Here is a 24,281-nt window from a genome sequence, read left to right as displayed (position 1 = left end):
ATATAGAAGAAAAAAGAAAAAATATATTTTAACCAAGGGATAAAGGCGGATAAAAAGTAATGTAAGATAAAATAATAATGAAAACTAAATGAAATTTTTTTCTACAAAAACTTGGGACTGTTGGAAAATATAAAAAAATTTATTTTGTAATTCAAATATGTTATAATACTATTAAGTTAATTGAGCTCTTAATAATATGATTTTAGAAAGCTACATTTTGGGGGTCTAATCATAATATAATAAAAAAGAAATTGAAACAAGGCAAACTAATGGAGGTTGTAAAAATGAAAGAATTTAATATAACAGGAACTTGTATTCCTGAAGAACATTATATGGTAGATACAACATCTAAATTGAATGAAATAATAAAATTAATAGAAAAAAGAAAATATTTTACAATAAATCGTCCAAGACAATATGGGAAGACAACAACAATGTATTTATTGGAAAGAAAATTGAGAGATAATAAGGAATATTTATTAATATCAATAAGTTTTGAAGGAATAGGAGAAGTTCCTTTTGAAAATGAAAAAAAATTATCAAAAGTATTTATAAAACTATTAAGAAAAGAGTTAAAATTAAAAAAAGAAACAAAATTAATAAAATTTATTGATGAAAATAATAATGCAACAAATTTTGAAGAGTTAGATGAATTTATAACAGAGCTTATGTTAGAAGCAAATAAAAAAGTAATATTAATGATAGATGAAGTAGATAAAAGTAGTAACAATCAACTATTCTTAAATTTTATAGGAATGTTTAGAGATAAATATTTAAGAAGAAATATGGGAAAAGATTATACATTTAATACAGTAATATTGGCAGGAGTACATGATGTAAAAAATTTAAAGTTGAAATTGCGACCAGATGAAAACAGAACTTTAAATAGTCCGTGGAATATAGCGGTAGATTTTGATATAGATATGAGCTTTAATTCAGAAGAGATATCAACAATGCTAATTGAATATGAAGCAGATGCTAAAACAGGAATGGATATAAAAAACATTTCAGAAAAAATATATATGTATACAAATGGGTATCCATTTTTAGTAAGTAAATTATGCAAAGTAATAGATGAAAAATTAGATAGAGATTTTACAGAAAAAGGGTTAGAAGAAGCAATAAAAATAATATTAAATAGTAATAATACATTATTTGATGATGTAATAAAAAATATAAATAGATATAAGGAATTATATAATCTAATAGAGAGAATAGTCCTTGATGGAGAGGAGATTCAATATAATTCTGATGCTCATAGTTTAGGAATAATATATGGAATATTTAGAGAAAATAAAAAGCATAAATTAATAATTCATAATAAAATATTTGAGATACGTTTATATAATTATATGATAGCAATGAGAGATATGAAAAAAGGTTCTGTTCTTGATTATAAATATATGGGGAAATTTATAGATGATAATGGCAATTTAGATATGGAATTGGTATTAAGTAAATTTCAAGAATTGATGAAAGCAGAATATAGAAAAATAGATGAAAAGTTTGTAGAACGAGAAGGGCGATTACTGTTTTTAGCATTTTTAAAGCCAATAATAAATGGAACAGGATTTTATTTTGTAGAATCAGAAACAAGAGAGTCCAATAGAATGGATATAGTTGTTACATATAATATGAAAAAATATGTAATAGAGTTAAAAATATGGCGTGGTGGTCAGTATGAACAAGAGGGTAGGGAACAGTTGTGTGGATATTTGGAGGCACAAAATTTAAATAAGGGGTATATGGTGTTTTATAATTTTAATAAGGGGAAAATGTATATTAAGGATAGAGTTATAGTGGAAGGTAAAGAGATATTTGAGATAGTTGTGTGATAAGAGATAATTGATAATGAAAAATTAACAATGAGAAGATAGAAGCATAGAAGATATAGTGATAATTCAAAAAATTTTTTTGTAGGAGTAGATTCCAAATATGCTAAATAATGGAGTAGAAGATATAATAATAATAGAAAAGCAATTATAAATTTAAAGATAAATGATAAAACAAGCGGAGGTTGTAAAAATGAAAGAATTTAATATAACAGGGACTTGTATTCCTGAAGAACACTATATGGTAGATACAACATCTAAATTGAATGAAATAATAAAATTAATAGAAAAAAGAAAATATTTCACAATAAATCGTCCAAGACAATATGGGAAGACAACAACAATGTATCTATTAGAAGAAAAATTGAAAAATAATAAAGAATATTTATTAATATCAATAAGTTTTGAAGGGATAGGAGAAGTTCCTTTTGAAAATGAAAAAAATTTATCAAAAGTATTTATAAAACTATTAAGAAAAGAGTTAAAATTAAAAAAAGAAACAAAATTAATAAAATTTATTGATGAAAATAATAGGGTAACAAATTTCGAAGAGTTAGATGAATTTATAACAGAATTTATATTAGAAGCAAATAAAAAAGTAATATTAATGATAGATGAAGTAGATAAAAGCAGTAATAATCAACTATTCTTAAATTTTATAGGAATGTTTAGAGATAAATATTTAAGAAGAAATATGGGAAAAGATTATACATTTAATACAGTAATATTAGCAGGAGTACATGATGTAAAAAATTTAAAGTTGAAATTGCGACCAGATGAAAACAGAACTTTAAATAGTCCGTGGAATATAGCGGTAGATTTTGATATAGATATGAGCTTTAGTCCAGAAGAGATATCAACAATGTTAATAGATTATGAGAAAAATGCGAAAACAGGTATGGATATAAAAAACATTTCAGAAAAAATATATATGTATACAAATGGGTATCCATTTTTAGTAAGTAAATTATGCAAAGTAATAGATGAAAAATTAGATAGAGATTTTACAGAAAAAGGGTTAGAAGAAGCTATAAAAATAATATTGGAAACCCCAAATACACTATTTGATGATATAATAAAAAATATAGAAAATAATAGAGAGTTTTATAAATTTATAGAAAAAGTTATATTAGGAAATGAGAAAGTTGATTATGTGCATACAGATATAATGGCTTCATTAGGCAAAATGTATGGAATAATAAGAGGAAAAAATAAAAAAGTAGAGATAGACAATAAAATATTTGAAATATTACTTTACAATCATATGATAGCAAAAAGAGAGAGAGAAAAAGGAGTAGTTTTAACTTATGAATTTAGGACAAAATTTATAGATGATAATGGTAATTTAGATATGGAATTGGTATTAAGTAAATTTCAAGAACTAATGAAAGCAGAATATAGAAAAATAGATGAAAAATTTATAGAGCGAGAAGGACGGCTTCTATTTTTAGCATTTTTAAAGCCAATAATAAATGGAACGGGATTTTATTTTGTAGAATCAGAAACAAGAGAGTCAAATAGAATGGATATAGTTGTTACATATAATATGAAAAAATATGTAATAGAGTTAAAGATATGGCGTGGTGGGCAGTATGAACAAGAGGGTAGGGAGCAGTTGTGTGGATATTTGGAGGCACAAAATTTAGATAAGGGGTATATGGTGTTTTATAATTTTAATAAGGGAAAAAAGTATATTAAGGATAGAGTTATAGTAGAAGGAAAAGAGATATTTGAGATAGTTGTGTGAAAAAGTATAATTGAAAATTTATAATGAGAAGATAGAAGAAAAAATAAATTTTAACCACGAGATAAAGGCGGATAGGGGCAGATAGAAAATAAAATAAAAATTTAATAAAATTTTATATGGATAGATTTCAAATTTGAAAAGTAATAGAAAAATAGTTATAAATTTAAAGATAGATTATAAAGCAATAGGAGGTAAAAATGAAAGAATTTAATATAACAGGAACTTGTATTCCTGAAGAACATTATATGGTAGATACAACATCTAAATTAAATGAAATAATAAAATTAATAGAAAAAAGAAAATATTTTACAATAAATCGTCCAAGACAATATGGGAAGACAACAACAATGTATTTATTAGAAAGAAAATTGAGAGATAATAAGGAATATTTATTAATATCAATAAGTTTTGAAGGGATAGGAGAAGTTCCTTTTGAAAATGAAAAAAATTTATCAAAAGTATTTATAAAACTATTAAGAAAAGAGTTAAAATTAAAAAAAGAAACAAAATTAATAAAATTTATTGATGAAAATAATAGGGTAACAAATTTCGAAGAGTTAGATGAATTTATAACAGACTTTATATTAGAAGCAAATAAAAAAGTAATATTAATGATAGATGAAGTAGATAAAAGCAGTAATAATCAATTATTCTTAAATTTTATAGGAATGTTTAGAGATAAATATTTAAGAAGAAATATGGGAAAAGATTATACATTTAATACAGTAATATTAGCAGGAGTACATGATGTAAAAAATTTGAAATTGAAATTAAGACCAGATGAAACTAGGACATTAAATAGTCCGTGGAATATAGCGTTAGATTTTGATATAGATATGAGCTTTAATTCAGAAGAGATATCAACAATGTTAATTGAATATGAAGTAGATGCAAAGACAGGAATGGATATAAAAAATATTTCTGAAAAAATATATATGTATACAAATGGGTATCCGTTTTTAGTAAGTAAATTATGCAAAGTAATAGATGAAAAATTAGATAGAGATTTTAGTGAAAAAGGGTTAGAAGAAGCTATAAAAATAATATTAAATAGTAATAATACATTATTTGATGATGTAATAAAAAATATAAATAGATATAAAGAATTATATAATCTAATAGAGAGAATAGTCCTTGATGGAGAGGAAATACAGTATAATTTACAAGCTCATAATTTAGGAATAATGTATGGAATATTTAGAGAAAATGAAAAACATAAATTAATAATTAATAATAAGATATTTGAGATACTTTTATATAACTATATGATAGCAATGAGAGAAATGAAAAAAGGGCCTGTTCTTGATTATAAATATATGGGGAAATTTATAAATGATAATGGCGATTTGGATATGGAATTAGTATTAAGTAAATTTCAAGAACTAATGAAAGCAGAATATAGAAAAATAGATGAAAAATTTGTAGAGCGAGAAGGACGGCTTCTATTTTTAGCATTTTTAAAGCCAATAATAAATGGAACGGGATTTTATTTTGTGGAATCAGAAACAAGAGAGTCCAATAGAATGGATATAGTTGTAACTTACAATATGAAAAAATATGTAATAGAGTTAAAGATATGGCGTGGTGGTCAGTATGAACAAGAGGGTAGGGAGCAGTTGTGTGGATATTTGGAGGCACAAAATTTAGATAAGGGGTATATGGTGTTTTATAATTTTAATAAGGGGAAAAAGTATATTAAGGATAGAGTTATAGTGGAAGGGAAAGAGATATTTGAGATAGTTGTGTGATAAGATGGGAAAGATAATTGACCTTTATACGACATATTAACAATTAAAAAACAATAAAAAGGGGATAAGATGGAATTTTTTAATAAACATTTAAAACCTATAACTGAAGTGAAATATCTGAATGCAGAAAATGTAAGGAGATATAGAGCGATAATTAGGATTTTTTATGAAAAATATAACCAATTAAATCGGACTTTATATAAAGATGAGATTGTAAAAATTATGAGAGAAAGCGAGCAATTTAAAGATTATAGTTCTGATATGTGTGAGCAGGATATAAATAAATTAATGGAATGGGGCAATATAATAGGAATTCAAGATACAGCTAAAGCAACCACTCCAGAAGAATTTAAAAATAAAAAATATATTTATCAAATTACAGAAAAAGCTATAACTATAGAAAAACTTGTGTCAGAAGATTTAGAAAAAATAGTTTTTCAAGAAGCAGAATTAGATCCATCTCTTATGGAGAGATTAAGAGATAGTCTTGAGGAATTGGATAAAAAAGAGATTAATAAAGTTACCGATATAAATTCTTTGTGGAGTAATATTATATCTGATTTTGAAAGATTAAATAATAATTATAAAAGCTATATAATGAAACTTAATAGTTTTAAATTTGAAGAGCTACTTAATACAACTCAATTTATAATATATAAAGATAATCTTATTGATTATTTGAGGAATTTCATCAAAGGATTACAAAAATATGGATTATCTATAGTAAAAATTTTGAAAGATATAGATAAAGAAAAAATAGAAGAGATATTTAGGAAAATTTCATTAGAAAAAAAGAAAATTATGATTTTAACTCCTGATATAACAGAAGAAAATATTTTTGAGGATTTAACTGGAAAATGGGAAGCTGTTTTACTTTGGTTTTTGGGGAATGAAAATAGAAAAAGTGAGATGGAGATGTTATATGACAGGACAAATGAAATTATAAGAAAAATAGTAAGAATAGCTTTACATATATCGGAAAGTAGTAGACAAATTTCAAGTAGAAAAGAGGAGTGCTTAAAAATAGCTTCTCTGTTTTCAAATTGTAATTCTATTAATGAAGCTCATAAACTTTCAGCAATGATTTTTGGAGCTTTTAATACCAAACATTTTAAAGGTGAAATTAGAGGAGAAGTTACAGATAAAAATATAGGAGCATTTGAAACAGAGCCAATAGAATTAGAGATAAAACCACGAACAAGAAAATATAGAGAAAAAAGACAATCAATAGCTATTATTGATAAAACACATAGAAAAGCTGAAATAATTAGAGAAAAACAGCGAGAATTAGAAAAAGAAAAACAAGAGATATTAGAGCTTGTAAAAAGTGAAATGATAAAAATTTCTGATTTGGATAATATATCTGAAAATGTTAGAAAAACTTTGCTTAGATGGATAGTAAGGGGAATTGAATCTCCCGGGAATAAAGAGTTTGAAATAGTTGAAAATATTAAATATAGGGTATTTCCAATTAGAAAAAATGAAGATAACAGTTCATATAAAATTTTAATGAATGATAAAAATCAAATCAGATTAAATTGTATTGATGGGATATTTTATATGCCAGATATTATTATAAAAATTGTAGGTGAGAGCTAATGAAAGAGATTGAGATATTATTGGAAAAATTTTGGATATTAAAAGAAGATGATAAAGATAGATATTTTGAAATAAAAGAAAAAATAGCTACTTTTAAACCATTTTTAGAAGAAAAATGTGGATTGTCAGTAATAAGAAATAAACATTTAATTAAATTAGAAAAAATACCAGAGAGAGCAGAAGATTGGATGGGAATTCCAGATTTTAATCAAACTGAACAATATATAATGTTCTCTTTGGTATTGGCATTTTTAGAAGATAAAGACAGAGGTGACCAATTTATACTTTCTGATATTTCAGAATTTGTGGAGTTAAATTATCCAATAGAATTTTATATTGATTGGAATAGTTATTCATTAAGAAAGAGTTTTGTTAAAGTTTTAAAATTTTTAGTTGAGATGAAATTAGTTAAAATAAATTTTGGAGAAGAAGATAGTTTTAAAAACGATTTGAATGCGCAAGTTTTATATGAATCTACTGGAATATCCAGATATTTTATAAGAAATTTTAATAGAGATATTTCTGAATATAAAGATATAAGTGATTTCGAAAATGAGATTTGGCAAGATGAAAGTAGAGATAGAGGAACTGCAAGAGCTCAAAGAGTATATAAAAATTTATTGATAAATGCAGTTGTAACAAGAGATAATGAGAATGAATCAGATTTTGATTATATGAAAAAACAAACTCATAATATTGCATCTGAATTTGAAAAATATCTCGAAGCTGGATTTAATTTGACAAAAAATTATGCAATGATTGAAATTGAAAACAGCTATAATTATAAAGATGTTTTTCCTGGAGCAAAAGCTATTTCAGATATAGTTTTATTGGTTAGTAGAGAAATAATTAATAAAGTAAATGTAGGAGAAATTTCGTATAATGAAAGAGATAGAATTATTATTAGTTATGATAAATTTTTAGAAATAGTAAAATTATGTAAAGAAAAATATAGTTCTGGATGGAGTAGTGAATATAGAAATATGAGTGTTGAAGGGATAACAAAAGATTTAATTAAATATATGAAAGGATTCAATCTTTTGAACAATAATAATGAGAATAAAGGCGAGATAGAATTATTACCGGCAATATCTAAATATATAGGGAATTATCCAAAAGATTTTTATAAGGAGAAAGAGAATGAATAGATGGCAAATAAAGAGATTTGGGTTGATAAATTTTTGGTATTATGATGATGAAGAGTTTACATTAGAAGATGGAAAATTGTTATTAAGAGGTTCTAATGGTTCTGGAAAGTCAGTAACTATGCAGAGTTTTATACCGTTGCTTCTTGACGGAAGTGTAAGACCTGAAAGATTAGATCCTTTTGGTTCAAGAGCAAGAAGAATAGATTCATATATACTTCCGGAAGGAACAGAGTATGATGAAAATACAGGTTATCTTTATATGGAGTTAAAGAAGAAAACAGGTGAGTATATTTCATTTGGTATGGGAATTAGAGCAAAACGTGGAACTGCAACAAGGACATGGTATTTTTGTATAGATGATGGAAGAAGAATTGGACGAGATTTTTATTTATATAAAGAGAAAGTAAATAAAGTTCCATTGTCTAAAATGGAGCTAAAAAATGCAATTGGAAATGGCGGGACAGTTGTTGATAAACAAAGCGATTATGTGGCTATGGTTAATAGATATATATTTGGATTTGAAACTGTAAAAGAATATGAAGATTTAGTTAATCTATTAATAAATCTTAGAAGTCCAAAATTATCTAAAAATTTCAAACCAAGTGCAACTTATGAAATATTAAAAGGTTCATTAGAGCCTATATCTGATGATGAATTAAGACCTTTAACAGAAGCAGTAGAAAATATGGATGAACTTCAAGATAATTTAAAATCTTTAAAAAATGCAAAACGAGAATCTGAAAAAATAAAAAGAGCTTACGATAAATATAATTCATATATTTTATTAAAAAAATTAAACAAATATATTCAAGCTAAAGAAAACTTAGACAAAAATATATCAGAATTAAAAAGAACGGAAAAATATATTTTAAATATTAATAATCAGAAAAATGAGTCAATAACAAAAAGAGATAAACTTGAAGCTGAAAAAGAGAGTATAAATCATTTAATAGAGACATATGAAAAAAGCGAATTTTATCAATTACAAAAAGAAATTTTAGATATAAAATCATATGTAAAAGAGAAAAAAGAGGATTTTGAAACAGAAAACAGAAGACTCGAAAGAAGAGAAGAGGATAGAAATATAAAATATTCTGAAATTAATTCTCTTAAAAATGATAAAGAGGTTTTATATAGTCAATTAAACAGCTTAATAGATGAAAACAGAGAGAGGGCTAATGAAATTAATTTTTCAGAAGATATAAATTTTAGAAAAGAGTTTTTTTCAAAATTGGATAAAGATTATAATTTTGAATTATTAAAAAAAGAGACAGATATTTTCAAAGATTTTTTTAGGAATGGAAAAATTATAATAGAAAATTATAAAAAAAGCTGTGAAGAATATGATAAAATAGTAAAAATAGTAGATGATTTAAAAGATGAATTAAGAAAAATTGAGGAAGAGATTGTAAATGAAGAAAAGAAATCTGATAATTCTAAAGAGATATATTTAGAGAAATTAGAAAAATATGCAAGTGAAACTAAAGAATTGAATTTCCAAGAAAAAGATTTAGAAGATATAATTATAGCAGTAAATAGTTGTGATGAAAAAAAATATATTTTGGATATTAAATATAAATATAAAAACATTTTTAATAGATGTAGTAATAATATAGAAAAAGAGGTTATTGAAAACAGGTTTCATATTGAAAATTTAAATGAAAAAATTCAAGAAAAAAGTGATGAAATAGATGAGTGGAAATCAAAAAAAGACCCTATATATGAAATTGAAGAAAAAGAAAAAAAATATTGTAAAAAGTTGGATAGTCTAAAAATAAAATATGATATGTTTTGGAAAACAGTTGATTTTAGAGAAAATATATCTGAGGAAACAAAAGGGATAATTGAAGAGATATTAATTGATACAAATATAATTAGCTCAATAATTTTATTTGATAATGAAATGCCAAAATTGGATATTGAAGAGGGGATAAAATTATTAAAGACGTATAATAAAAATAGAGATGATAAAAATATATCTGAAGAAAACAGAGAAAATAAAAATTTATTTAATTATTTAAAAGTAGAAGCTAAATATAACGAAGAAGAGAAAGAGTATATTGAAAAAATATTAAAATCTATCCCTGTTAATCAAAAAAGTGGAGAATTTTTTATTGGTATAGAGGGAAAATATAGTTATGGTCCAATTGAAGGAAAAACAACAAAAATTAATAAAGCAAAATTTATAGGAATAAGTGCAAGAGAAAATTATAAAAAAGAGCTAATAAAATTGCTTGAAGAAAAGATTGAGAGTTTAAATTTAGAAAAAGCAAAAATAGAAGAAAAATTATCTAATCTAAAAAATAGAAAAGAGATGTTAAAAAAAGAGTTTGAAAATATACCTGATTTTATTCAAATAGAAGAAATAATGGAAAATATAAATATATTAAAAAGAGAAAAACAGATGAAATTTTACCAAATAGAGGAAAAGGAGAAAGAAGAATTAATTGCTAGACAGAGAAAAAATAGTTTAAATGAAAAAGTAAACGAGTTAAGAGTAAGAACAAAAATTAATTTAGATTTAGAATCATTTACAGAAGCTTTGGATTTAATTGAAAAATACAGATATAATATTTTGGAAATAGAAAATAAATATAAAAGATTTTTAGATTTTGGGCAAAGAATAGATAGATTAATAGAAAATATTGAAAATGTAGAAGATGAAATTGAAGATATAAAATTAAATTTAAATAAAATTAAAAAAGCGTTAGATACACAAAAGCAAATATTGGAAGAGTTAGAAAAAAGAGCAGAACAAGAAGGAATAGAAAATTTAGTAGAGCAATTGGCACAATTAAAAGAAAAACGTAAAGAAAATGAGAAAAATTTTAATGAAACTATAATGAGAATAAGCTCAATAGAATCAGAAATAAAAAATTTAAAAGAAAATTTAATAAAAATAGAGCAAGAAAGCGAAAATTTAAAAGAGTTAGAATCGTCTTGGAAAAAAGGATTATATGAAGAGGTAAATTTAGCGTATGTAGTTAATGAGCTGGATATTAGCAATAAAAGTGAATTAAAGGCATTATCACAAAGATTATCAGGAAATATTGATATAGATAAAGGGATAGAGTATTCTAATGACCTTAATAATAAGTTTTTAATATCAAAAAACTATTTATCAGATTATAGACTTAATATGGAATATAGATTTAATGAGCCTATAAATGGAGTTATTAATGAAGTTTTAGGAGAATTAAAAAGAGTTGATGTAATAGGAAAAATAAGAGGAGAAAAGACAAATCTTATACATATATTATCAGATATAGAAGAAAATATATTAAGAGATGAAAAACTATTAGCAGATAAAGAGAGAGAGCTTTTTGAAGAGATATTAATAAAAACAATTAGTAAAAGAATTACAGAAAAAATTGAAAAAAGCGAAATTTGGGTTTTTAATATGAATAAATTAATGGAGAGTATGAATACTAATACAATAAGACTTGGATTAAGTTGGGCTGGAAGAAAACCAGATAATGAGGAACAGATGAATTCAAGTGAGCTTGTTAAATTATTAAGAAAAGATGAATTTACAAGAAGAACAGAAGATATAACGAAAATAGTATCTCATTTTAAATCAAAAATAGCAGAAGCTAAAAAAGAGATGGAGAAAGAGGATAATATTAAATCATTTCATACAATTATGAAAGAGTTGCTGGATTATAGAGAGTGGTATGAATTTAAATTATCAGTAAAAAGAGGAGAGGGACTAAAAAAACAATTAACTCAAAATGAATTTTATAAATTTAGTGGCGGAGAAAAAGCAATGACAATGTATGTTCCGCTGTTCGCAGCAGTAAGTGCCAGATATGACAATGCTTCAAAAGATGCGCCAAAAATAATATCTCTTGATGAAGCTTTTGCAGGAGTAGATGAAAGAAATATTAGTGTAATGTTTGAATTTATGGTTAATATGAAATTTGATTTTATAGTTAATTCTCAGGTTTTATGGGGAGATTATGGAACAATACCAAATCTTGCAATAGCTGAATTATATAGACCAAATAATTCTGATGTAGTAACAGTATTTAGATATAAATGGAATGGAAATAAAAGAACAGCTGTAGTGGGGAAAGAATTATACGATAATAAAAGCGGGAATATGAAGATGTTTTAGAGGATAAAGAGTTGAGAAGAAAAAATTAGGAGAATAATATGACTAAAGAGCAGGAATTAGTGAAATATTTAAAATCTAAAAAAGATTTAAGAAAAATTTTAATAATTATTAAAAATAAATATGAGTCATTTGGAAAATTTTTAGGAAAAATAAAAAAAGAAAAACTGTCAAGAGCTGAGAAATCAGCTCTTTCTGAAATTACAGGAGAAAATTACGAGATAGGTAAAAAAACAATTTTAATAGAAAATATAATAAAAAGTTTTAATAATATGAACTTTTCAAATGATAATTTTAAATTGGCTTTAGAAATTTATTTTAATGAAAATATTATATACAAAAAAGATAAAATGGAAAATTATGAAAAACAAAGAGAAAAGTTTTTTGTCGACTTATATGAATGGTATGCAGAAACAGTAGGCGGAGAATTTTTAAAATTTTTAATTGAAGGAAATAAAGGGAATAATATTTTAATAAAAGAATATAATAAATTTGAAAAAGAAAATAATCTTAATGAATTTGAAATTATAATAGAAAGAATAATAAAAGGTCTAAATAATTTACCTATAATCAAAAAAGAGTATAAACTTTTAGCAATATTTGCATCAGATATATCAAAAGACCCACACTTTTTTGACAATAAAAATTTTGCTGGAAAGTTACTTTTATATGGAATATCATATTATTTAAATAAGAAATATCCAACAAATGCGGAAGAGAGAATTGAAATGTATATTGAAGCAGGTATAATTACAGATGACATTTCAAATAGCGTGGCAATATCAGGATTAGAAGCAGAAATAGCAAAAGGAAGGCACACTGGCTGGAGAGAATTTTATAATAATGGCGAATATTTTATTATGCCTATGACAGGAATTACAAAATTAAAAAAAATTATTTCTAACTATAATTATTTGATTATAGTTGAGAATCCAGCTGTATTTATAGAGATATTTAACTATTTTAAAGTTGAATATAATATTATTATTCCTATGATTTGTGGATATGGTAATATAAAATCATCAGCACTATTTTTAATGGATTTAGCAGTTAAAAGCGACATAAAACTTATATATTCTGGAGATTTAGATCCAGAAGGATTGATTATAGCAGATAAATTAAAAAAACGTTATAATAAAAATATTAAATTAATTGGATATAACAGAGAAAATTACATAAAAAATTTATCAGATGAGAAGATAAAAGATACAAGTATGAAAAAATTAAATAAAATTGAAGATTTAGAGTTAAAAAAAATATCAGAAATTTTAAAAGAAGTTGGTGGAAAATCTTTTCAAGAAAAATTTATTAATGTTATAATTAAAGATGTGATGAATATATTAAAAATTGATTAGATATTTGACCGCAAAATTTAGGAATATTGTAATAAATAATGTTGCTTTTAATTTTTTCTTGCACGTTACGCAACGTTATGCTGTATACTTAATATGGGAGGTGATAAAAAATGGAAAAATTGCTTAAAACGGGGGAATTAGCAAAAATGGCTGGTGTAACAGTAAGGACTCTTAGATACTATGATCAGATAGGACTTTTAAAACCAAGTAAAATATTGGATAATGGACATAGAGCTTATATGCTGGAGGATATTAAACAGCTTCAAATAATTCAGGGAATGAAAATGATTGGTTTTTCCTTGAAGGAAATTAGCCGTTATTTAATCAAACCTGATGTAAACTTGGTAAATATTTTAAAAGCTCAAAAAGAAGGATTGCTTGAAAAAATAAGAGACTTTAAATCAGTTGTAAAAAAAATAGATTTTGCAATTGAACACACAGATGAGGTACAAAGTGGAGAACTTGATATTTTTGGAATATATGAAAAGCTAAAGATGGCAAGTCATAAGGAAATTATGAAAAAATATTTTCCAGAAGATATTTTACAAGAAGTATTACATCTTGAAGATCAAAATAAGGAAATACACGATAGACTATTTTCAGCATTAAAAGTTGTTAGTTTAACAGAGATTGACAATGTTAAACAAGAAGATAGAGATGAAATTGTGAATGCATTAAAAGAATTTATTAAAGTGTTATGGGGAAAGGTAGATCAAGAGAGTATAAAGAAAAATTTTGATTTGTTGAATGAGATGATTAAAACTCAAGATATGCCAGAAATAAAAGGAATAAACATGGATAAACTCGAAATGTTTATTAGTAAAAAGCTTATTGAAAAAAAATAAGGAGGAGAAAATGAAAAACAGTATAATTAAAAAGGTATTAACCACGTGGAAAGGAATAATTCTATCGCTTATTATGTTTAGTCTATACTCTGCTTACTTTTTCACTCAACCAGGATCCTTAATGGGAAGAATGATTGACGATCAGATAGGAGCTCCAAAAGACAAAATTATAGAATTACTGGGATCTTATTCCCCTTCAGAGATAAAACTATATATTTCTAAGCTTATTCCTCTGGATTTTGGATTTGTTTTATTCTATTCCATTTTCTTTATATGTGTTTTGGTATACTTTGGATATAACATACTAAAGTGGAGAGGAAGAAAACTATGGTTACTGGGACTGGGATTACCTATGTTAATTGCTATGTTGGATATGGGAGAAGATGTTTTTATAAGAAGTTTATTACTAAATGGAATTGATTCAAGTGACCTAATATTTAAAGTACAATTCTGGATTACCTTAATCAAAGGAATATTTCAGATGCCTGTATTAATATTTGCATGTTTATTTACAATATTTTTACCAATAAAAACGTTATTTTTAAAATTAAGAAAAAAGACTAATAAATAGATATATATTTATATTCGAATAATTAAAAAGGCTGTATTCAAAAGTAATGCAATAATATACTTTTGGGTCAGCTTTTTTTATTTTTGTTAAATTATAATGTTTTATATACCTATTAAAAAAATAAAAAAGCCTCTTGCACATTACGTAACGTAACGGTGTATACTTTTATTAATAAGGTGGAGGCGATAAAAAAGTGAAGAGAAAATAGGTGGGAAGAAAGCAGTTTATTGTTATGAAAAAAGGAGGGTTAAAAAAATGAAAGGTTTAGGAATTTATTTTTCGGGAACAGGAAATACAAAGTTTCTTATGGAAAAATTCAAAGAAAAGTTTGATGCGAAAGGAGTAAGTGTAGATTTACAGGCAATTGATAGTAGTGAAAATTTTGAAGATAAGTATGATTTTTATATTTTCAGTGCACCAATTTATGCAGAATTTTTTCCAAAAATTTATGTTGACTGGGTTGAAAAAAATGTAAATATTTCAAAGGGAAAAAAGGCGATATTGACCTCAACTCTAGGATCAAAAGGTACTCCGCCAGCATTAAAAATAATGGCAAAAATACTTGAGAAAAAAGGTTTTGAGATAATAATTCAGCAAGAGATAACTATGCCAAATAATTGGACAGGAGAAGTTCCTTCAGAAGAGAAAATCAAAGAATCAAAAGAAATAACAGAAATTAAAGTTGAAAAGATAATAGAAAAATTTTTTAATAATGAAAAGATGATAAAAAATCCATGGAAATTAAGATATTGGTTAACTTTACCATTAGTTAATTTGATGGAAAATTATTTAAAAAAATGGGCAACTAAAAATATGTCAGTTGATTCTAATGTTTGTATAGGCTGCAAAAAGTGTGAAGAAAATTGTCCTGTAGACAATTTGAAAGTGGATGGCAACAGTGTAAATATTGGTAAAAATTGCGTTGCGTGTATGAGATGTGTTAATAGTTGTCCTGTAAATGCATTTAGAATAAAAGGAAAGGAAAAAGAGCAGTACAAATTTTAAGGAAGGTGTATTAATGAATAATATATTAAGTATTAATAATATTGTTTGGATTTGGTTTTTCTGGAATTGCCCTTTATTTTGCATCAAAAGCCCAAAATAATGGTGCATACTATATGGTGATATTTATGCTACAGATGCCACTTCTATTTTTTAGTAATGTTTTGTATGCTACAGAAAAACTACCATTAATATTTGGAATAATTGTCAAAATAAATCCAATGACCTATCTAGTGGCAGGGCTTCGGACAATGTTTACTCAGCAAGGATCATTTGTTTTTACTAGAGATTTGACAATTCAAATACTAATTTTATTTATTTTTGCAATATTTGGGATGTCAATAGCTACAAAAGCCTATAAAGAAATTATAAGTCGAGATTAATTGAGAAACGTTGAAAGAATAACTTACTCTAAATTCATATCAAAAATGCTATAACCATTGTATACGTTGTTATGAAAAGGGTAAATAATTTTTAAGCCGTTCCTTAGATATAGTTTTTAGTAATAAGGGATTATAAAAAAATTAGGAGGGAAAAAGATGAGGAAAGTATTATTTTATTTAACTTTGTTGGGAATATTAGGAACTACTGTTTTTGGAATGTCAGCTTATGAAGTTATGGAAAAAGCCAAAGGAAAAGAAGCAGCAGAATTCCAATATTCGAGGCAAAAAATGATTTTAGTTGATAAGAAAAATAGAAAAAGAGTGAGAGAATTTATTGGCTATTCTAAAAAAATAGATGGGGAAAATAAAAGTGAAAGCTGTTTTAAATTCATAGCTCCTGCTGAAGTAAAAGGAACTTCTATGTTAATGTGGGATTATGATGTTAATAATAAGGAGGATATTACATGGTTATCTTTGCCGGGAATAAAAAAAGGGGCTCCAAGACAGATATCCTCTTCAAGAAATGACAAGAATGCTAGCTTTATGGGTTCAGATTTTACACTGGATGACCTGGGGGAATTAGAGTTACAGAAGGATAATTTTAATTTTGTTAATTCCAAAGAGAGTATTATAGATGGTAAGGAATGTTACATAATAGAATCTATTCCAAAACAATTGAATAAATATGAAATTTATAGTAAAAGAATTTTTTGGATTAGAAAAGATAATATGGTAATAGCAAAAGTAGAATATTATGATAGGGATAATAAACTATTTAAAGTGTTGACTACAAAGAACTTGAGATCAAAAGAAGGTGGAAGCAGTATAAATAAAAGTGGAAAATACTGGTATATAAAGGATATGGCCATGAAAAATGTCCAGACAGGACATTCTACTTATATATTTCTTTTAGAGATAAATTATCCTAAACAAATGGATAAAAAGCTCTTTTTACCTTCAACTTTTTATAGAAAATAAAGGAGGAAAAATTGAAAAAAAAATTAATAGTAGCAATTTTGTTTTTTAGTTTTGCATTAATATCTTTTGGAGAGGAAAACTTTGATTTTATAGGTTTGGATATTAATAGTTCGCAGTCAGGATATAATGAAGAAAAATCAAATTGGGAAATAAGTGGTTCGCTAAGAAATACAAATATTGTTGAAATAGAAAAATCTGGAAAAATAAATCTTTCAGAATTAAAGCTTTATTCGGAATTGAAAAAAAAGGACCTTTTTATCTCATTGGAAACTTTGTTTGATAATAGGAAAAATCCTTCACTTGATCTTAAAGAACTGTATTACGATTATGTTAATGATGTTTTTTCAATAAGAATAGGTAGGCAAATAATAGAATGGGGAGTTGTAGATGGTGCACAGATTGTTGATATAATAAATCCTGTAAATCTTGTTTCTGGATATAGTTTCGAATACAATGATTTAAAAGTTCCAGTTAATGCAATAAAAGTAGATATATTAAAAAATAGTTCTGAATTGAATTTTATTATAATTCCTGTTTCACCAGTGAGTAATTTAGAAATTGATAATCAGAAATACAATGTCATAACTCCTTCAGTGAATTTAAAAAACATAGAAGTAGGTGTGAAATATAAAAAATACCTTGGTACAACTGAAATCAGCTTGATGGCATTTAAAGGGATAAATGATTTCCCTATTTATGATAAAATTAATAAGAAAGTAACTTTTGGTAAAGAGAAAATGCTAGGAATGGATTTTTCAAAAAAAATTGGCAGTATGGTGCTTAGAGGAGAAACTGGGTATTTTTTTGAAAAAAGTTTTGAAAAAGTAGGTTTAAATGGTAGTAATGGAGCAATTGAAAAAGATTATATAGGTTATGCTCTTGTATGTGAATTTAATTTTGGGAATAGCCTTGGAGGTAGTTTGGCATTTGGAGGGGATAGAATATTTAATTATAACGACTCTATTTCAAGAAAAAAAGAGGAACCTTTTTTAATATCATCTTTTTCCAAAACAATATTTAATGACCTGCTGACAATGTCTATGTCAGGTTATATTAATCTATCATCTGAAGTATGGGAGATAACACCGATGGTAAAATATTCAATAAATGATAATATTAACTTTGAAACAGGGATTTCAATAAAACAAGAAAATACAAAGTTGTCTTTAAAAACAACTTATAATTTTTAAGGGGGAAAAAATGGGAATAAATATATCAAAGATAAATAAAGGGTTTAAAAAGTTTGGAGAAAAACTAATAAAAAAAAGATTCATTTTTCTGGGAATAATAACTTTACTCACGATGATAGCTTTTTTCGGTCTAGGCAAAATGTCAATGGATGTTTCTCCAGACAGCTGGTTTGATAAAAAAGACCCTTTTTTACAGCAAAAGGAAAAGTTTGAAGAAAGGTTTGGAAATAATGAATATGTTGCTTTTTTAATTGAATCAAAAGATGTATTTAATTATGAAACGTTAAAAGTAATACGAAATTTAGGGGATGTTCTAGTAGAAAAAGTACCTTATGTTTCTTCGCAGAATCCGGTTATATCACTTACAGAATTTGAGTATATTCAAGGCTCAAATGACAAGATGGAAATAATTGATATCGTGCCAAGCGTTATTCCTAAAAAGAGTGAGAAATTGGAAATGATTAGGAAAAAAGTACTTAGCAAGAAAAATCTTGTTAATAAAATTGTATCTGATGATTCAAAACAAACATGGTTAATACTAAAATTAAAACCATTTCCAGATGATTTTGATATAAGGAATCCACCATCAGCGATGGTAGCTAAAGAAATAAAAAATATTCTAAAAATGCCAGAGTTTAATAAAAAAGGAATAAAAATCAGAGCAACAGGAGCGCCTATTCTCGAACTTGAAGAGACAGAGTTTTTAGGAAAGGAGATGGGTCAGAGAATAATACTTGCACTTATAGCCTCAATAATTCTTCTGATGATAACCTTAAGGTCATTTCGTGGAGTTATAATCCCGTCAGCTACAATGATACTAAGTATTTTAATTCCGTTTGGATTTATGGGACTTCTTGGAATAAAAATACAGATGATGTCTGTTACACTACCGCTGTATTTAGGAATAGGTGTTTCCGTTGGGTACTCTATTCATATATTTAATACATTTAAAAGAGGATTGGCAATAACAAGAGATAGAAAAAAAGCTGCAATTTATGCAATAGAACATACAGGCTGGCCATTATTATTTACAGCGCTAACAACAATAGTTGCATTTCTTTCAATGATTTTTACAAATGTAATGACAATCAGATGGATCGGCTATACATGCGGAGCTGTAATTTCAACAGTATATATTTATACACTTATATTATTGCCGATATTTTTAAGTTTTGGAAAAGTGAAGAAAAATAAAAATATCAAGGAATTTAGTAAATTAGATATTTTTTTTATGAATGTTGGTGAATGGGGACAAAAAAATATTACAAAAATACTTTTTGTTATGACAATTTTTCTTGGAATAATTGGATTTGGTATTACAAAGCTAAATGTAGATGTTGATATGATGAAAACAATGGGGCTAAAAGTTCCGTATGTAAAAGAGGCATATGAAACAGGAAACTCAAAGATTGGGACAATATATTCATATGATATAACTTTACCATTTAAAGATTTTGACAGTTTAAAAAATCCTAAAAATATGAAAAATATGGAAAAAATTATTAAGTATATAAACAAGCAGCCTTTGACAAAACGAACTACATCTTTTATTGACATTTTAAAGGAGTTAAACCAGGTAGTAAATGATGGTAACAAAGAATATTACAAAATACCAGATAGTAAAGAAACAATTTCTCAGCTAATGTTTCTGTATGATACTTCAGGTGGAGATGAAGCAAGAAGTTGGATAAATTACGCTGAAGAAGTAGATGATTTAGGTTTCGATATTTTTGAAAAAGGAGTGAAAACTCTTGAAAAAAGTGATGATAAATCTTCATATTTTAGAATTCAAGTTGAAATGTCAGATTTTAAGTCAAAAGAATTTATGAATGAGTATGACTTAATAACAAAAAAAGTAAGAGAATATTTTCCAGATATGAAACCGGAATTTACAGGAGGAGCTACTCAGTTTGCAAAAATGTCACAATACCTAGTGAAAGGACAATTAATATCATTATTTGTTGCAATTGGAGTTATAGCTGTACTGTTAATGATAGTTTTTGGCAGCATAAAAGTTGGATTAATCGGGATGATTCCAAATGTATTGCCACTGGTTGTTATCGGTGGAGTTATGGGTTACTTTGATTTTCCTCTTGATTTTATGACTGTTACGATTATGCCTATGATTATTGGTATTTCAGTTGATGATACGATTCATTTTATTAATCAGATGAAATTTAACTATGAAAAAACAGGGGAGTATGATATAGCGATAAAAAATACATTTCTTGATATAGGAAAAGCAATTACTCTTACAACAGTGATTTTGATATTTACATATGGTATGTTTATTTCTTCACCTGTGAAAATGTATGTCAATTTGGGAATTACTGTGATATGTGGTCTAAGTTTTGCTTTGTTTACAGATTATTTTTTAACACCTTTTATGATAAAAAAATTCAAAGCTTTTGATAAATAAGGATAAGCTATTAAGGAAAGTAACAGTTCGAATTTAGAGTATCAAAATTTGAGGGGGAAGTTATGGATTTAGAAGATAGCCCTATTCATCACAAATTAATAAGTCTATTCATTATATATTATATAACGATTGACCCACAAAAAAGTATTTAGTTTTCTTCATACCGCTACATGTAGTGTTCAAAAGGTTTTATGAAACTATATGTAGTGGTTTTTAGAAAACTACCATTTGGGAGTTTAATAATCTAATGCTAATTTCAATAATTTTAACAAAAATTAACTATTCAAATCAGATTTTATACTAGATAATCCAGTTGTATTTATAGAAATTTTTAATTATTTTAAAGTTCAATATAATAAAGAGAATTATATAAAAAAATTATAAAATAGAACTATAAAAATCAATCATACCATTATTGATTTTTATAGTTCTATTTTGTTGTATATCATCAAAGACAAGAATTAAATCTTGAAAAAAACCATTATAAAGAGTATAATAAAATGAACAAATATATAACTTAGGAGGAAAAGTGAAAGTATTATTATATTCAGAAGGTAAAAGTTTATTTAATAAATCAGGCGTTGGAAGAGCGTTAACTCATCAAAAAGAAGCATTAACACAAGCAGGTGTTGAATTTACAACAGATGAAAATGAAAAATATGATGTAGTTCATATAAATACAATAGGTCCAGGCTCAGATAAAATATTAAAGAAGTCTAAAAAAAGTGGAATTCCTGTGATATATCATACCCATACAACATTTGAAGATTTTAGAAATAGCTTTGTATTAAGTAATATGATATCACCTTTTATAAAAAAAAGATTAATAAAATTATATTCACAAGCAGATTCTTTAATATCTCCAAGTGAATATACAAAAAATTTAATAAAAAGTTATGGTATAGATAAAAATATAGATGTAGTATCAAATGGAGTGGATACAAACAAATTTATAAAAAATAGAGAATTAGCAGATAAGTTTAAAGAAGAATATCCATTAAATAAACCGCTTATTATATGTGTAGGGTTGCCATTTAGAAGAAAAGGGATATTTGATTTTTGTGAAGTGGCAAAAAAATTACCAGATTATCAATTTATATGGTTTGGAGCTAAAATGGCATCACTTTTACCAAGAGATGTACAGAAATTAATGAAAAATCCACCTGAAAATGTGAAGTTTCCAGGATATGTTTCAAATGAAATAATTTTAGGTGCTTATTCAGAAGCAAAAGCTTTCTTTTTTCCTACATATGAAGAAAATGAAGGAATCGTAGTATTAGAAGCATTATCAATGAAAACACCTGTAATTGTAAGAGATATTCCTGTATATGAAAAATGGTTAAATAATAATAAAAATGCTTTTAAAGGTAAAAATATAGATGAATTTATAAAAATAATAAGTGAGATAGATGAAGATAAGATAAAAAATATAGTTGAAAATGGAAGAAAAACAGCAGAAGAAAGAGATTTAAAAATAATAGGAGAAAAATTAAAAAGTATTTATAAAAAAGTATTAAAGAATGTTTAAAATTTTGTTATAAAAACGCTTGAATCACTGCGTATTTTAAAACAAAATAGGAATGTTATTTTTAAGCCATTCCTAAAGAATGTTTAAAAAATATTGTTCTAAAATTTTATTATAAAATAGATGAAGAGTTTTTAAGCTGTTAAAAAAAAGGAGCTTTTATTATGAATATAGAAAGTTTAATATTAAAAAAAAATAATAAATTACTTTATTTAAAAAGCTTTTTTAATAAAGAAAATTTTATGATATTATTTTTTGCTTTTGTTATAGTTGGAATTGAAGGATTAATTAGATTTTTTTTTAAAGATAATATATATTTAAAAAATAGTTTTATAGATGTTTTTGTTTTCGGTGGGTATTATTTAATATACGCTTTTTATTCCAAAAAAGAAAAAAGATTACAAATAAGCTTTAGTATATTAGTTGTTTTATTAATGATGTTAATATTAGAAAATATTTTTAATGGATTTATATATAATAGAGAGTTACAATATTTTAATTCTTATGGGAATGTAAATTTACTAATTTTATTATTCTATATTATTCCAATAATTATTGTTAATTTAGAAAAATTAAAAAATATAAATTTAAAAATCTTAACGATGTTTTCTCAACAAATATTTAGGGGAATATTGGCAGGTGGATTTTTTATTATAAATTATATAGCTTATCAAAATTTAATTGGATTTAAAATTTATATAACTGGAAATATAAAGGTTATTATTGGCATTGTAATTATGTCTGTTTTTTATTCTGTAGGCGAAGAACTTTTTTTTAGAAAATTATTATTAGAAGATTTAATAAAAAATGGAATTAATTATAGATTAGCATATTTTTTAACATCTATTTTATTTACACTTAAAGTATTTCTTGTTCCAGAGCTAACGACAGATATGATATATAGATTAATTCCAGCTTCTTTACTACTATTTGGATTGAGTATTGCATTTTCACATATTTATATAAAATATAATAAAAGTATAGTTATAAATGTTTTAATAAGAAGTTCAATATTTTCAGTATATTTATTAACATATTTTTAAAGTTAGGAGATGGGTAAAAATGTTAGCCAAAAGAATAATTCCGTGTCTTGATGTGAAAGATGGAAGAGTTGTAAAAGGTATAAATTTTTTAGGATTAAAAGATGCAGGGGATCCAGTTGAAATAGCAAAGATATATAATAGTGAAGGAGCAGACGAATTAGTATTTTTAGATATAACAGCTTCATCTGACAGGAGAAAAACAGTTGTAGAGATGGTAAAAAAAGTAGCAGAAGCAGTCTTTATTCCATTTACAGTTGGCGGAGGAATAAAAACAGTAGATGATATAAGAGCAATAATAAGTGCTGGAGCAGATAAAATAGCTATAAATACAGCTGCAGTAAATACTCCTGATTTGATATCAGAAGGAGCAAAAATTTTTGGAAGTCAATGTATAGTTGTAGCAATGGATGCTAAAAATAATGGAGAATTTTGGGAAATATTTTTACATGGTGGCAGAACACCAACAGGAATAAACGTATTAGAATGGGCAAAAACAGTAGAAAAATTAGGCGCAGGTGAGATACTACTTACATCTATGGATAAAGATGGGACTAAAGATGGATATGACTTAGAACTTACTAAAATGATATCTGAAAGTGTAAATATACCAGTAATAGCATCAGGTGGAGTGGGAAATTTAGAACATATATATGAAGGATTTACATTAGGAAAAGCTGATGCAGCACTTGCAGCATCAATATTTCATTTTAAAGAATATACAATAAAAGAAGCAAAACAATATTTAAAAGAAAAAGGGATAGAAGTTAGATTATAAGTTAAAT

General features: G+C 25.5%; 17 protein-coding genes. All 17 read left to right on the top strand.

What is annotated here, in order from left to right:
• The first annotated feature begins 284 nt into the window (after positions 1-284).
• The 17 genes from RDY08_RS10445 to hisF all read left to right on the top strand — a co-directional run bounded on the left by RDY08_RS10445 (position 285) and on the right by hisF (position 24,274).
• Positions 285-1,835 (top strand): AAA-like domain-containing protein, encoded by a 1,551-nt coding sequence (locus RDY08_RS10445; RefSeq protein ID WP_307904372.1) that lies wholly within the window; start codon positions 285-287, stop codon positions 1,833-1,835.
• A 190-nt stretch (positions 1,836-2,025) separates the two neighbouring features.
• Entirely contained in the window at positions 2,026-3,579 is a 1,554-nt protein-coding gene (locus RDY08_RS10440; RefSeq protein WP_307904371.1) for an AAA-like domain-containing protein, read from the top strand.
• A gap of 197 nt (positions 3,580-3,776) precedes the next feature.
• A complete protein-coding gene (locus RDY08_RS10435) occupies positions 3,777-5,327 on the top strand; it encodes a P-loop NTPase family protein (RefSeq protein WP_307904370.1) in 1,551 nt (516 codons plus the stop codon).
• A gap of 69 nt (positions 5,328-5,396) precedes the next feature.
• Positions 5,397-6,926 carry a TIGR02677 family protein gene (locus RDY08_RS10430; RefSeq protein ID WP_307904369.1) on the top strand — a complete coding sequence of 510 codons (1,530 nt, stop codon included), beginning with the start codon at positions 5,397-5,399 and terminating at the stop codon, positions 6,924-6,926.
• Complete coding sequence (locus tag RDY08_RS10425; RefSeq protein ID WP_307904368.1) at positions 6,926-8,074, top strand: TIGR02678 family protein; 1,149 nt, start codon at positions 6,926-6,928, stop codon at positions 8,072-8,074. The genes RDY08_RS10430 and RDY08_RS10425 overlap by 1 nt, the downstream gene beginning before the upstream one ends.
• Positions 8,067-12,191 carry a TIGR02680 family protein gene (locus RDY08_RS10420; protein ID WP_307904367.1) on the top strand — a complete coding sequence of 1,375 codons (4,125 nt, stop codon included), beginning with the start codon at positions 8,067-8,069 and terminating at the stop codon, positions 12,189-12,191. Before RDY08_RS10425 ends, RDY08_RS10420 begins: the two co-directional genes overlap by 8 nt.
• 38 nt (positions 12,192-12,229) lie before the next feature.
• Positions 12,230-13,543, top strand: coding sequence for a TIGR02679 domain-containing protein (locus RDY08_RS10415; protein ID WP_307904366.1), 1,314 nt, complete (start codon positions 12,230-12,232; stop codon positions 13,541-13,543).
• A gap of 110 nt (positions 13,544-13,653) precedes the next feature.
• Positions 13,654-14,388 carry a MerR family transcriptional regulator gene (locus RDY08_RS10410; RefSeq protein WP_307904365.1) on the top strand — a complete coding sequence of 245 codons (735 nt, stop codon included), beginning with the start codon at positions 13,654-13,656 and terminating at the stop codon, positions 14,386-14,388.
• A 10-nt stretch (positions 14,389-14,398) separates the two neighbouring features.
• The gene (locus RDY08_RS10405) at positions 14,399-14,959 is read left to right on the top strand and encodes a hypothetical protein (protein ID WP_307904364.1); all 561 of its coding nucleotides are present in this window, start codon (positions 14,399-14,401) and stop codon (positions 14,957-14,959) included.
• Between the two features lie 255 nt (positions 14,960-15,214).
• Complete coding sequence (locus RDY08_RS10400; RefSeq protein ID WP_307904363.1) at positions 15,215-15,964, top strand: EFR1 family ferrodoxin; 750 nt, start codon at positions 15,215-15,217, stop codon at positions 15,962-15,964.
• A 41-nt stretch (positions 15,965-16,005) separates the two neighbouring features.
• Positions 16,006-16,344: an ABC transporter permease gene (locus RDY08_RS10395; RefSeq protein ID WP_307904362.1), complete on the top strand. Its 339-nt coding sequence runs from the start codon at positions 16,006-16,008 to the stop codon at positions 16,342-16,344.
• Between the two features lie 156 nt (positions 16,345-16,500).
• Positions 16,501-17,322: an outer membrane lipoprotein-sorting protein gene (locus RDY08_RS10390; RefSeq protein WP_307904361.1), complete on the top strand. Its 822-nt coding sequence runs from the start codon at positions 16,501-16,503 to the stop codon at positions 17,320-17,322.
• Positions 17,323-17,333: 11 nt separating this feature from the next.
• A complete protein-coding gene (locus RDY08_RS10385) occupies positions 17,334-18,512 on the top strand; it encodes a hypothetical protein (protein ID WP_307904360.1) in 1,179 nt (392 codons plus the stop codon).
• 10 nt (positions 18,513-18,522) lie between these two features.
• Positions 18,523-20,931 (top strand): efflux RND transporter permease subunit, encoded by a 2,409-nt coding sequence (locus RDY08_RS10380; RefSeq protein ID WP_307904359.1) that lies wholly within the window; start codon positions 18,523-18,525, stop codon positions 20,929-20,931.
• A 529-nt stretch (positions 20,932-21,460) separates the two neighbouring features.
• Positions 21,461-22,459, top strand: coding sequence for an LTA glycolipid anchor biosynthesis glycosyltransferase, IagA/BgsA family (locus RDY08_RS10375; protein WP_307904358.1), 999 nt, complete (start codon positions 21,461-21,463; stop codon positions 22,457-22,459).
• A 161-nt stretch (positions 22,460-22,620) separates the two neighbouring features.
• On the top strand, positions 22,621-23,499 hold the full coding sequence (locus RDY08_RS10370) for a CPBP family glutamic-type intramembrane protease (RefSeq protein ID WP_307904357.1): 879 nt from the start codon (positions 22,621-22,623) through the stop codon (positions 23,497-23,499).
• A 19-nt stretch (positions 23,500-23,518) separates the two neighbouring features.
• Positions 23,519-24,274, top strand: a complete 756-nt coding sequence (gene hisF, locus RDY08_RS10365) for an imidazole glycerol phosphate synthase subunit HisF (protein ID WP_307904356.1) — start codon at positions 23,519-23,521, stop codon at positions 24,272-24,274.
• Positions 24,275-24,281: the final 7 nt, after the last annotated feature.

Origin of the sequence: Haliovirga abyssi (assembly GCF_030295325.1) — a bacterium.
Classification (GTDB): domain Bacteria; phylum Fusobacteriota; class Fusobacteriia; order Fusobacteriales; family Haliovirgaceae; genus Haliovirga; species Haliovirga abyssi.
The sequence above is the reverse complement of the archived record's forward strand: the minus strand, read 5'-3'. Positions and strand labels throughout refer to the sequence as shown.

Bases quoted from the DNA above. Each gene is read 5' to 3' on its own strand.
- RDY08_RS10445 (WP_307904372.1), top strand. From the start codon at position 285: ATGAAAGAATTTAATATAACAGGAACTTGTATTCCTGAAGAACATTAT.
- RDY08_RS10440 (WP_307904371.1), top strand. From the start codon at position 2,026: ATGAAAGAATTTAATATAACAGGGACTTGTATTCCTGAAGAACACTAT.
- RDY08_RS10435 (WP_307904370.1), top strand. From the start codon at position 3,777: ATGAAAGAATTTAATATAACAGGAACTTGTATTCCTGAAGAACATTAT.
- RDY08_RS10430 (WP_307904369.1), top strand. From the start codon at position 5,397: ATGGAATTTTTTAATAAACATTTAAAACCTATAACTGAAGTGAAATAT.
- RDY08_RS10425 (WP_307904368.1), top strand. From the start codon at position 6,926: ATGAAAGAGATTGAGATATTATTGGAAAAATTTTGGATATTAAAAGAA.
- RDY08_RS10420 (WP_307904367.1), top strand. From the start codon at position 8,067: ATGAATAGATGGCAAATAAAGAGATTTGGGTTGATAAATTTTTGGTAT.
- RDY08_RS10415 (WP_307904366.1), top strand. From the start codon at position 12,230: ATGACTAAAGAGCAGGAATTAGTGAAATATTTAAAATCTAAAAAAGAT.
- RDY08_RS10410 (WP_307904365.1), top strand. From the start codon at position 13,654: ATGGAAAAATTGCTTAAAACGGGGGAATTAGCAAAAATGGCTGGTGTA.
- RDY08_RS10405 (WP_307904364.1), top strand. From the start codon at position 14,399: ATGAAAAACAGTATAATTAAAAAGGTATTAACCACGTGGAAAGGAATA.
- RDY08_RS10400 (WP_307904363.1), top strand. From the start codon at position 15,215: ATGAAAGGTTTAGGAATTTATTTTTCGGGAACAGGAAATACAAAGTTT.
- RDY08_RS10390 (WP_307904361.1), top strand. From the start codon at position 16,501: ATGAGGAAAGTATTATTTTATTTAACTTTGTTGGGAATATTAGGAACT.
- RDY08_RS10380 (WP_307904359.1), top strand. From the start codon at position 18,523: ATGGGAATAAATATATCAAAGATAAATAAAGGGTTTAAAAAGTTTGGA.
- RDY08_RS10370 (WP_307904357.1), top strand. From the start codon at position 22,621: ATGAATATAGAAAGTTTAATATTAAAAAAAAATAATAAATTACTTTAT.
- hisF (WP_307904356.1), top strand. From the start codon at position 23,519: ATGTTAGCCAAAAGAATAATTCCGTGTCTTGATGTGAAAGATGGAAGA.